Genomic DNA, 10,013 nt, shown 5'->3' on the forward strand with positions numbered 1-10,013 from the left:
TGCGGGCGCGGGCGTCAGCGGGCGCCGGAGGCGGCCGGGGCGGGCGGGCGGGGCGGGCGGGGCGGGCGGGGCGGGCAGGGCGGGCGGCGCGGGCGGGGCGGGCGGCGCGGGCTGGCAAGGCGGCGAATCACCGCGCGGGCCGCCCAGTGGGGATGGAGGAGGAGTTGGCGGCGAGTGAGCGGCTGCTGAGGCAGGGCGACCACGGCCCAGACCTTCTTGCCCCGAGGGGTGTGCTCGGCCCCATGAGCCAGGGCCAGGCGCTCGACGAGGAACATGCCCCGACCGGCCTCCGCGTCCGGGCCCGCGACCTGCCGGCGGGGCATGGCCTGCGAATCGTCGTAGACCTCGATGAGCAGGCGCCGCAGGTCGAGGTTGGCGTGCACCCCGATGGTGATCATCGCCCCAGTGGTGTGCCGCACCGCGTTGGTAACGAGTTCCGAAATCACGGTGTCCAGGGCCAGGCGGCTGTCGTCCGTGCGGACCTCCCACTTCCTGATCAGCCGGCCGAGCCGCTCGCGGCTGGCGGGGACGGAGACAGGGTCGCGGATCAGGAAGAAGCTGCTGCTGCACACGCGCATGTCGAAGGAACCCTTCGGGGCGTCAGGCCGGAGCTGGGGGTATGGGGTGCCGCGCGGGGGGAAGGAATAGATCTCGCCCGATCAACCGCTTTGGCTGGTACACAGTCAACTCCCGACCACGGTGGCCGCGGTGGTGCCAGGGAGGGGTGCATTTCCCGCACGGGGGGCCGCTTTAGGGGGCCAAGAACGGGCACGGGTCGGTCAAAGGCTTGGGAGACGGGCATGATGGCACCAGACGGCATCGGCGCCCTGCTGAGGCGGGTCCGGGAGACAACCACACGCACGCGCGACGAGCAGGCCCAGCTCTTACAGGCGGCTCAAGGCGGCACGTGGTTCGACCCGGAGAACCTGAAGCGCTGGGAGACCGAACGGCGTCTGCCCACCCCGCGGTGGCACCAGTTGCTCGCCGACGGGTACGAGATCCCGCCGGAGGACGTTGCGCGGGCGGTCGCCGCCTCGCGGCGCTGGCGCAAGCTCCACCGGCACCCGGTCGAAAACGAGGGAGAGGAGGGCACGGCGGTGAACCGACGACAGTTTCTCGGTGCGGCGGCATTGACGACAGGGGTCGTCGTCGCCCTGCCCGGCATCGCGGAGGCGCGAGAGGGGATCGACGCTGGCCTGTCCGGCTCGGATGCCGGCGATCTCGCCTACCTCGACGGGGCGTTCGAGCGCCACCGCGGCGGCTACCACGGCCGGGCCCCGGGCGCCGTCCTGGCCCAGATGCGCCAGGACCTCGGCCTCCTCCAGGACATCCTCAGCCGCCCACACCCCGCCTCAACGCGTGCCGACCTGGCCCGCACCGCGGCCGGGATCACCGGCCTGGTCGCGATCATCCAGCACGACCGGGGCGACCAGCGCGACTCCCACGGCTGGTTCGCCACCGCCGGGAAGGCCGCCCGCGAGTCCGGCGACCGCCACATGCTGGCCTGGGTCCTGGCCCGGCACGCGATGGTCCCGCTCAACTACGGCGCCCCGAACGCCGCCGCGAACCTGGCCATCGCCGCCCGCCGCGAAGCCGGCCGCACCCCCACGGCCGCCGCTGCACTGGCCGCCGCCGTCACCGCGCGGGCCCTGGCCTCGATCGGCGACCACCAGGAAGCCCTTCGCGCGGTCGCCGACGCCCGCACCATCGCCGACCAGCTCAACACCGTGCAGGCGGCCGACACCTGGTTCGGATACCCACTGCAGAAACACCACGTCCACCTGTCCCAGGCGTTCACGCTGATGGGCCACACCCGCGAGGCGAACGCCGAACAGCAAGCAGCCTTTGCCCTCACCAGGTCACCGTCCGTCATGACCCGAGCCCTGCTGACCATGGACGCCGCAACCTGCCTGAGCATGGACGGCGACCAGACCGCCGCCGCCGACATGGCCGTCGGGGTCTGGCAGCAGCTGCCCTCGGCATACCGGGACGGGCTGGTCAGGTCCCGTGCTGAGGCCCTGCACCGCACCCTGTCCGGCCCGGCGCATACGCGGCTAGGTGAAGCTCTCACCATCTGAAGAAGACACCCGCAGTGAGACGCTGAGACCTGGCAGCGCGCCTACTTGGTAGCGGCAGCGATCCTCGGGTTGCTGTGAAGTTCCGCCCGGATGAGATCCATGACGCGGCCGTCGCACTTCTGAAGGGCTTCAGCAGCCGCGACGGCTTCACTCCGTGCCTTGATCACGTCTTCCCCGGAGAATCCCTCAGAGTGGGCCGCCCCGGCCAACGCGATCCCACGGTTGTGATCCGCCATCGACGTCCAGGAGTTGAACTTGGACTTCGCTTCGATGTCAGCTCTTGTCGCAAGCTCGAACGCTTCCATCACATCGGCAGAGGCGTAAGCCACCGCCCGAGCTTGAACGTGGAACCACGATTCGGGCTGGTACGACTCGAAGAACTTCTCCATGTTCTTCTCGGACTGCTCGTCGAAGCGATAGGAACGGAGGTTTGCTTCGAGCCTGAGGCTACGGAAGTGGATGTGGGCGAGCACCTCTTCGTAGGCACGCGCCCCCTGCTTCTCCCAGAGATGGTCGTCACGGGTCGCGTTCACGAAGTGCTTGGTGTTGGTTGCAGCCGTCGCGTTGGCGGCCGCTCCAACCTTCTCAGCAGCCCGGAAGCCGACGATCGCCACGGCGACCGTGCCGGCGAAGCTGACGATCGAGGTACCTGCTGCTATCCAGGCGGCGGTTACGGCCGGATCCATTGGCATGGGCAGAGGTTACAGCGGCGGTACGGCGGTGTCCTCGTACGTGGCGAAGATCCGCATCGCAGCGAGCGCGAGTCCTCTGCGGGCCCTGCGACTTCTGACACTCTGGTAGTCCTTGACGCACCGTTACGCAACACACTGGCCTGGGGAGTGGCCGCGCGGATGGTGTGGTCGGGCCGGACGATGACCACGGCGGCGGGCTCCACCGGCCCTGCCAACGACAACGACCATCGACAGCCGCCCCGGCGCCGTTGACGCCCGTCACTACGGACAGCCCCATCATGCTCTCCGGACAGCAGCGCCATCAACACGACAGCCCTCCTGCGAGGGGCGGTTGGTCGTGACGGAACGTCCGGTCAGGATCCGATCAGGGACAGCAGGGCGGCGCGGGTGACGGCTCCGCGGGACATCATGCCGACGTACCGGCCCGACTCGGTGAGCACGATCCGCTCGTCCTCGCTCCTCAGGGCGGACCTGACCCAGTCGGCGTCGCCCACCGAGCGGTCCACCGAGGCCGTGCGGAGCACGCTGTCGAACAGGGAGTGGAGTCGGCCGGTGCTGATCTCGACCGGCGCGGGAGTCTCCTTCGGGGCGAGGAGGATGGCCAGGAACTGCTCCTCCAGGAACGGGTTCAGGACCGCCGGCTGGTCCGCGGGAACGACCACCGGCACGGACGGTGGATCCGGCAGCCGTTGGGCCGTGTCCAGCCGCGCCGTGGCACCAAATCCGTTCGCCTTCACGTATTCCCTGCGGTAGTCGGGGTCGGCCTCGAGCAGGGCCTCGAGCAGCTCGTTCGGGTGCCCCCAGCCGAGGAAGCGCCCGGGCCTTCCGGCCTGGACGCCCGTGAAGACCACCGCCGACGGCCGGCCGCGGCGGGTCGCCCCCGCGCACAGGATGAGCAGCCGCGTCTCCCACCAGGCGTGCCCGTCGGCCAGGTCGACGACGACCGCGTCCGCGGCCGCCGCCTTCTTCAGCGCGGTGAGAATCCGGTGCCCACCGCTGTCCGCCAAGGCCGTGCCAGGGTCGTTGGTGACGTTGCTGGGCACCACCACCTGGGGCTGGACGGCCGTCTCGGCGGTGAGCGCGATCTTGACGGTGCCGACCTCGATCGAGCCGCCGGTCGAAGCCAGGCCGTCGAGGACCACGAGCACCAGGGGAAGGACGCTCAACGCCGCGATCCCGAGCAGCACCCAGCCCGCGGACACCTGCTCCAGGTGCAGCGCGGTCCTGGCCGCGCCCCAGACGATGAGCAGCGCCGCGAGGAGAAACGGTACGAGGAACACCGCTGTCCGGGAGCCGAACGGCCAGAACCTCCGGACCGGACGCTGCGGCTCCTGGACAGGGCGGTTCGGTTGAGCCATGTGGGTGAGCCCTTGCGCGCGGTCGGCATCACGGTCTTGCGTCAGCCTCGACCGGGAGACCGATCGCCGCAAGCAGCGGGCGGCCGCCCGGGTGACGTGCTGTCACCCAGGAGATCACGGGCGCGATCGCCTGAACGGGCCGGTCGAGGTGCCTGAGTCGGCGACGGGAACCTAGGGTCGAGGCTGAGGAGCGTTCGGACCGGAGAGGAGGGCCCCGCGGCGATGTCCCTGCTCAACTCCTCCGGTCGCACCGCCACGCTCTGGATGCTGGTGGCGTTCATCGTCACGTTCGCGATCACCCGCGGCATCACCCTGATGATCCGGGCGGGGCGCGGACCGTTCCGGGACAACGTCCGCGGCGGCCTGCACATCCACCACCTCGTCTACGGCATCTTCGCGATGATGTTCGCCTCCCTGGCCGAGTTCGCCGCCCGGCCCGCGCAGCCCTGGTACGAGGTGCTGGCCGTCGTGTTCGGTGTGGGCGCGGCGCTCACCCTGGACGAGTACGCGCTCTGGCTCCACCTCGGCGACGTCTACTGGTCGCAGGAGGGCCGCAAGTCCGTGGACGTCGTCGTGTACGCCGCCGCCATCGGTGCCGTGCTGCTCGTGGCGAGCAACCCGTTCGCCCGTCAGGCGGGCGTCGGGAACTGGGCCTTCGCCGTGTCGATCGCGATCAACCTGGTCTTCGCCCTGCTGTGCGCGATCAAGGGCAAGGCGTTCACCTCGGTCTGCGGCGTCCTGATCCCCCTGCTGGCGATCATCGGGGCGGTCCGGCTGGCCACGCCGGACTCCCCGTGGTCCCGGTGGCGCTACCGGCCCGAGAGCCACAAGCTGGCCCGGGCCCGGCGACGCGAGACGGCCCGACGCGAGGGCAGGCTCGCCCGCTGGCGGGACTCGCTGACCGGGCTGGGGCCCGGACCGCACTGAAGCACCATGAGCAGCTGAAGCACCATCGGCAACGGGGCCACTCCAGCTCGGCTGCCTACCGTATCGTGCTCCTGATCGTTTTCCACCGATGCGGAGCGAGCCGCTGCCGATGTTCGACCGGCGCACCACGCCGCACCCCGTCGCCTCGGTGCTGCAGCGGATCTCGTTGCGCGGCGACCTGAGCCGCTTCAAGCGCAAGGACTACGTCTACGCCACCGAGTGGGGCGGCGCCGAGTCCCCGTTCCGCGGAGCGTACGAACGCGCCGCGCAGGACCCGTCGTTCCGGGTGCACGCCCTCGAGACCCGGCACAACGTCATGCGGGATGTGCCGGACCAGATCCTGCGCATCCTGGTGGAGGCGTAGCGCACAGGTTCCGCGAGCGACGTGGATGCTGGATGATCGAGTGATGTTGGTCGAGGTGGAGAAGATCGCGAAGTTCCCGTGGAGTCCGGTGCTGGCCCAGGTGAGGACCGCGTTCGGTCGGACCTCTGTCCGTTGGTGCGGGGATCCGGGGGCTGAGCCTGGCGAGTACCACGTGGAGTGGACCGTCGAGGAGGACCTCGCCTGGGGGCGGAACGCCAAGTCTGCGGTCGGGAGCGGGCCCGAGATCCGCCAGGGCGGGCATGGTGTTGTTCTGCGGGGACGCCTCAGCACGACGGAGGACGGTGCCGCTGTGCTGCAGCTGGGTGACGCGCTGATCCTGCTGGACCTGGCCACGCCGGTGCCGGGCGGTGCCGTGGACACGTGGATCGAGCTCCGTGTCGAGCGCGAGAAGATCGCGCTGTATCCCTACCGGCTCTGACCGAGGATCAGGACGGGCTGGTGGGGCGGAAGGTGCGGCGGTAGGTCTGCGGGCTGACGCCGATGGCGGCGTGCAGGTGGGTGCGCAGCGAGGCGCCGGTGCCGAGGCCCGAGCGGCGGGCGACCAGGTCGACGGGCCAGTCGGTGGTCTCCAGTTGGTGCCGGGCGAGGTCGACGCGCTGGCGGACCAGCCACTGGCCCGGGGTCGACCCGGTCTCCTCGCGGAAGCGGCGGGAGAAGGTGCGCACGCTCATGTGGGCGTGCGCGGCGAGGTCGGCCAGGCTCAGCGGCTCGGCGAGGTGCTCCAGCGCCCAGGCCTGGGTGGCGGCGGTGCCGGGGCCGCGCGGGTCGGGGACCGGGCGCCGGACGTACTGCGCCTGGCCGCCGTCGCGCCACGGCGGTACCACGCAGGTGCGGGCCACTTCGTTGGCGACCTGGCTGCCGTGGTCACGGCGTACCAGGTGCAGGCAGAGGTCGATCCCGGCGGCCACTCCGGCGGAGGTGAGGATGTCGCCGTCCTCGACGAACAGGACGTCGGGGTCGACCCGGGTGCGGGTGAACAGGCGCTGCAGGTCGTCGGCGTCGCGCCAGTGCGTGGTGGCGCGGCGGTCGTCGAGGAGTCCGGCGGCGGCCAGCACGAAGGCTGCGGTGCAGATGGCGACGATCCGGGTCCCGGGCCGGATCCCGGCCAGTGCCGCACTCAGCTGCGCCGGCAGGCGCCCCTCCTCGCGGATCGGACCGAGCGTGTGCGAGGGCGTGATGACCACGGTGTCGACGGCGCCCAGCAGCGTGGCGTCGTGCGGGACCGCGATGTCGAAGTCGGCCGCGGTGCGCACCTGGCCGCCGCCGGGGCTGCAGGTGGCCACGGTGTACAGCGGGCGGCCGGCCGCGTCCCGGGCGGCGCCGAAGATCCGGGCGGGGATGCCGAGCTCGAACGGGAGGACGCCGTCCAGGGCCAGAACGCCGATGCGGTGCATGGCCGGATCCTTTCACTCGTCGGCCGTCACGCCACCACCAGGGGGCGGGCCGCGGCGGCAGGGTGGAGCCGTGCCGGTCCCGGACCGGCACCGATCACCGTGGAACACCGAAGAGAAGAGTCCGTCACCATGTCCTCGCAGGCCACCGCCCGCAACGCCGCCCGCCCCAGCGCCGAGCCCCGCACCACCGAGCAGCCCGCGACCATGCGCGCCGTCTCCCACGACAGCGGCGGCGCCCCGGAGGTCCTCGAGGTCGTGCGGACGCGGCGCCCGGAGCCGGGCCCCGGTGAGGTCCTGGTCCGGGTGCACGCGGCGGGCGTCAACCCGGTGGACTGGAAGACCCGCGAGCGCGGCCGGTCCATCACCGGCGCCGAGCCGCCGTACACCCTCGGCTTCGACGTCTCGGGCGTGGTCGAGGCGGTCGGCTACGGCGTGACCGTGTTCCGTCCGGGAGACGAGGTGTACGGCATGCCCCGCTTCCCGCACCCGGCCGGCGCCTACGCGGAGTACGTCACCGCGCCCGCCCGCCACTTCGCGCCGCGGCCGGCCGGACTGACCCACGCCGAGTCCGGCGCCCTGCCGCTGGCCGCGCTCACCGCCTGGCAGGCCCTGGTGGACACCGTCGCCGTCGGTGCCGGGCAGCGGGTGCTGATCCACGCCGCCGCCGGCGGGGTGGGGCACCTGGCCGTGCAGATCGCCAAGGCCCGCGGCGCCCACGTGACCGCCACGGCGAGCGCCGCCAAGCACGAACTGCTGCGTGGACTCGGCGCGGACGAGGTCGTGGACTACCGGACCCGGGACCTCGCCGCGACCGTCCACGACATCGACGTGGTCCTGGACGGCGTCGGCGGTGCGAACTGGTCCCGTTCCCTGCGCACCCTGCGCCGGGGCGGCACCCTCGTCTCGATCCTGCCGCCGGACGACTCCTTTCCGTACGCCGAGGCCGAGGCGGCCGGGGTCAGGGCGGTGTTCCTGCTCGTCGAGCCCGACCACCACGGCCTGCGCGAGATCAGCGCACTGGTCGAGAGCGGCCGGCTTCGGGTGCTGGTCGACTCGGTCTTCCCGCTCGAGGCGGCAGCCGAGGCCCACCGCCTGGGGGAACTGGGGCGCACCACCGGGAAGATCGTGCTGTCCGTGGCGCCGTGACGGCGCGCCCATCCTGCGGACCAACGGCCACGCTCGCGGTCCCCGGACGGCCCGGCGGGGCGCGGAGGGCGGGGGCCGGGTTCGGGCAGCTGGTGCCGAGTGGCCCGTCAGCCCTTCTTCCTGGTCCGGTAGCCAGCCACCTTGGCGAGGTTGCCGCAGCGGTCCATCGAGCACCAGCGGCGGCGGCGGGCCTGCGAGTCATCGAGGAAGAGCAGTGAGCAGTCCGGGCTCTCGCACTCCTTGACCCTGGCGAGTTGGGGGCCGCTGATCAGCAGGACGGCATCCCGGGCCACGGTGGCCAGGGCGGCCCGGACCGGCTCGGCGGCCTGCCAGTGGCGGGCCGCCGCGCCGTCCTGCGGGACCGTCAACTGCGGGGCCAGGTCGGCCCGTCCGGCCACCGCGTTGACCAGTGCGAGGTCGGCCGGCTCCGCCGCGCGGCCGGCCATCGCGGTGCGCAGCACGCGGTACAGCGCCTCGCGCAGGGCGCGGGCGTCGGTGAGGTCGGCGGGGGTGGCCGCGGCTGCCGATGTGTCCGAACGTGCGTGCAGCTGTGCTGCGGCCAGCCAGCGGTCCAGGTCGGCCGGCCCGGGGAGGCGTTCGAGCGGTTCGGCGTGCCGCCGGCCGAGGGTGGCGACGAACTCCAGGCAGGGGCGGCCCCCGACGAAGGGGAAGGCCAGCGGGTCGGTGGGCGCGGTGCCGGTGCTCATGACCTCGACCCTAGCACTTGACACCGGTTGAAGAGGTGTCGCTAATCTGACACCTGTTCAACCGGTGTCGATTGACGGGGTGATGGAGATGCGGGCAGTACAGATCACGGAGTTCGGCGGACCCGAGGTCCTGGTCCCGGTGGAGCTGCCGGACCCGGTGGCCGGGCCCGGCCAGGTGCTGGTCGAGGTCGCCGCGGCCGGCGTGAACCGGGCCGACGCGCTGCTCCGCGCCGGCCGCTACCACCGGGCCGGCCGCCCACCGCTGGTGCCCGGCGTCGAGGCGGCCGGCACGGTGCGCGCGGTGGGTGCCGGGGTGACCGGGATCGCTGCCGGCCAGCGGGTGCTGGCCATGGGCGAGGCGGGCGCACCCGGCCTCTACGCGGAGCTGGCCGCCGTGCCGGCCGAGCAGGTGGTGGTGCTGCCCGAGGGCATCGAGCCCGCCGCGGCCGCCGCGCTCCCGTCGGCCTGGTTCAGCGCCTGGTACTCGCTGCGCCACCTGGCCCGGGCCGGGGCGGGCGAGACCGTGGCGGTGCACGCCGCGGCCAGCGGTGTCGGCAGCGCGGCCGTGCAGATCGCGGCGGCGGCCGGAGCGCGGGTGATCGCGCTGGCCGGCACGCCCACCAAGACCGACTGGGTCACCGCCCTCGGCGCCCACGACACCGTGGACACCGTCGCCCACCCGGGTGACGCCGCGGTCCAGGAGGTGCTCCGGCTGACCGGCGGCCGAGGTGCCGAGGTGGTGCTCGACCTGGTCGGCGGCCCGGCCTTCGGCCAGAGCCTGCGGATGGCGGCCGCGGGCGGCCGGGTGGTCGCGATGGCCAACGTGGCGCTGGCTCCCAGCACCATCGACACCCGCGACTTCTACCCGAAGAACGTGACCATCCACGGTTTCCAGGTCACCAACCTGCTGGAGCTCGGCTTCGACCCCCGCCCCGACCTGCTCGAACTCGCCGAGCAGGTCGCCGCGGGCCGCCTCCGGGTCCCCGTAGAGTCGCGCTTCCCGCTGGAACGGGCCGCCGACGCGCACCGACAGCTGGAGCGGCGCGGCAACCGGGGCAAGGTGGTGCTGACCGTGGACCGGCCGCACTAGTACTGCAACGGTGCTTACCGTGACGGTTGTCGGGTTCGCTCGTTGGGCTGTTCATGGGTGGGGACATATCCGAGGTTGATGCTCGTCGCTGGTCAAACGGGTTGGCCGGACTGCATGAGCGGTTTGCCGACCGGTTCGCGCGAAGTGAGTCGCGGGAGTCGGCGCTGGCCTACATGCGGGGCCTGCTGGCGCCGTTGGAGCGCAAGAACGGGTGGACGGTGGCCGAGGAGGCCGGC

11 protein-coding genes and 1 pseudogene are annotated in these 10,013 nt (G+C 72.3%); 7 read left to right on the forward strand and 5 right to left on the reverse strand.

Going from position 1 to position 10,013, the window contains the following annotated elements:
• Positions 1-14: 14 nt before the first annotated feature.
• Positions 15-578, reverse strand: coding sequence for an ATP-binding protein (locus tag ACQRUO_RS08460; protein ID WP_428315125.1), 564 nt, complete (start codon positions 576-578; stop codon positions 15-17).
• Between the two features lie 222 nt (positions 579-800).
• Between ACQRUO_RS08460 and ACQRUO_RS08465 the strand changes: the two genes are divergently transcribed.
• Positions 801-2,078, forward strand: coding sequence for a twin-arginine translocation signal domain-containing protein (locus ACQRUO_RS08465; RefSeq protein ID WP_428315126.1), 1,278 nt, complete (start codon positions 801-803; stop codon positions 2,076-2,078).
• Between the two features lie 41 nt (positions 2,079-2,119).
• Here the strand turns inward: ACQRUO_RS08465 and ACQRUO_RS08470 are convergent, their stop codons facing one another.
• Positions 2,120-2,770, reverse strand: a complete 651-nt coding sequence (locus tag ACQRUO_RS08470; protein ID WP_428315127.1) for a hypothetical protein — start codon at positions 2,768-2,770, stop codon at positions 2,120-2,122.
• A 353-nt stretch (positions 2,771-3,123) separates the two neighbouring features.
• Entirely contained in the window at positions 3,124-4,050 is a 927-nt protein-coding gene (locus ACQRUO_RS08475) for a hypothetical protein (protein WP_428315128.1), read from the reverse strand.
• Between the two features lie 300 nt (positions 4,051-4,350).
• On the opposite strand from ACQRUO_RS08475, the gene ACQRUO_RS08480 reads away from it, so the two are divergent.
• The 3 genes from ACQRUO_RS08480 to ACQRUO_RS08490 all read left to right on the forward strand — a co-directional run bounded on the left by ACQRUO_RS08480 (position 4,351) and on the right by ACQRUO_RS08490 (position 5,858).
• Positions 4,351-5,055 (forward strand): hypothetical protein, encoded by a 705-nt coding sequence (locus ACQRUO_RS08480; RefSeq protein WP_428315129.1) that lies wholly within the window; start codon positions 4,351-4,353, stop codon positions 5,053-5,055.
• A gap of 88 nt (positions 5,056-5,143) precedes the next feature.
• Positions 5,144-5,419: a hypothetical protein gene (locus ACQRUO_RS08485; protein ID WP_428315130.1), complete on the forward strand. Its 276-nt coding sequence runs from the start codon at positions 5,144-5,146 to the stop codon at positions 5,417-5,419.
• 43 nt (positions 5,420-5,462) lie between these two features.
• Positions 5,463-5,858 carry a hypothetical protein gene (locus tag ACQRUO_RS08490; protein WP_428315131.1) on the forward strand — a complete coding sequence of 132 codons (396 nt, stop codon included), beginning with the start codon at positions 5,463-5,465 and terminating at the stop codon, positions 5,856-5,858.
• A gap of 7 nt (positions 5,859-5,865) precedes the next feature.
• On the opposite strand, the gene ACQRUO_RS08495 is transcribed toward ACQRUO_RS08490, so the two are convergent.
• A complete protein-coding gene (locus ACQRUO_RS08495) occupies positions 5,866-6,834 on the reverse strand; it encodes a GlxA family transcriptional regulator (RefSeq protein WP_428315132.1) in 969 nt (322 codons plus the stop codon).
• A 204-nt stretch (positions 6,835-7,038) separates the two neighbouring features.
• Here ACQRUO_RS08495 and ACQRUO_RS08500 point away from each other — a divergent pair, with 204 nt between their 5' ends.
• Positions 7,039-7,980, forward strand: coding sequence for an NADP-dependent oxidoreductase (locus ACQRUO_RS08500; RefSeq protein ID WP_428315136.1), 942 nt, complete (start codon positions 7,039-7,041; stop codon positions 7,978-7,980).
• Positions 7,981-8,087: 107 nt separating this feature from the next.
• On the opposite strand, the gene ACQRUO_RS08505 is transcribed toward ACQRUO_RS08500, so the two are convergent.
• Complete coding sequence (locus ACQRUO_RS08505) at positions 8,088-8,687, reverse strand: CGNR zinc finger domain-containing protein (protein ID WP_428315133.1); 600 nt, start codon at positions 8,685-8,687, stop codon at positions 8,088-8,090.
• Between the two features lie 88 nt (positions 8,688-8,775).
• Here ACQRUO_RS08505 and ACQRUO_RS08510 point away from each other — a divergent pair, with 88 nt between their 5' ends.
• Both ACQRUO_RS08510 and ACQRUO_RS08515 read left to right on the forward strand, forming a co-directional pair.
• On the forward strand, positions 8,776-9,777 hold the full coding sequence (locus tag ACQRUO_RS08510) for a quinone oxidoreductase family protein (RefSeq protein ID WP_428315134.1): 1,002 nt from the start codon (positions 8,776-8,778) through the stop codon (positions 9,775-9,777).
• A gap of 53 nt (positions 9,778-9,830) precedes the next feature.
• Positions 9,831-10,013: pseudogene (locus ACQRUO_RS08515) on the forward strand (IS701 family transposase); the annotation flags it as partial.

The sequence above is a fragment of the Kitasatospora sp. LaBMicrA B282 genome (genome assembly GCF_050325825.1).
Taxonomy (GTDB): domain Bacteria; phylum Actinomycetota; class Actinomycetes; order Streptomycetales; family Streptomycetaceae; genus Kitasatospora.